The sequence below is a fragment of the Corynebacterium sp. UMB9976 genome, from assembly GCF_030212265.1.
GTDB lineage: Bacteria > Actinomycetota > Actinomycetes > Mycobacteriales > Mycobacteriaceae > Corynebacterium.
This window is the reverse complement of record NZ_JASODY010000136.1, coordinates 1-251: the sequence shown is the minus strand read 5'-3', so window position 1 is coordinate 251 and position 251 is coordinate 1. Positions and strand designations below refer to the sequence as shown.

Annotated in this window: 1 protein-coding gene; it reads left to right on the top strand. The window is 65.3% G+C overall.

From position 1 onward, the window contains the following. Positions 1 to 251 (top strand): Gp37-like protein (locus tag QP140_RS10125; protein WP_442875048.1); only part of this gene is annotated, 251 nt, incomplete at both ends.

Genomic DNA, 251 nt, shown 5'->3' with positions numbered 1-251 from the left:
CCTCGAGGGCGGGCCGTGGACTATCGGCACGGAGGGCCAGGGGCACTGCTGGCTCGGTGACCGTGTCGGCGTGACGTTGGAGGGCATGCCGCGCGGCCAGTACGAGGTGCATCAAATCAGCGGCCTTGTGCTGGCTGGTTCTCGTGGCGAGCCGGTGAAGTGGTCGATGACCGTAGGCGACCCCCGAACCGACCAAGCGCCGATTGAGCGGCTGCTGAACCAGTCCCGCTTCTTCTTTGAGGCGATTAAGA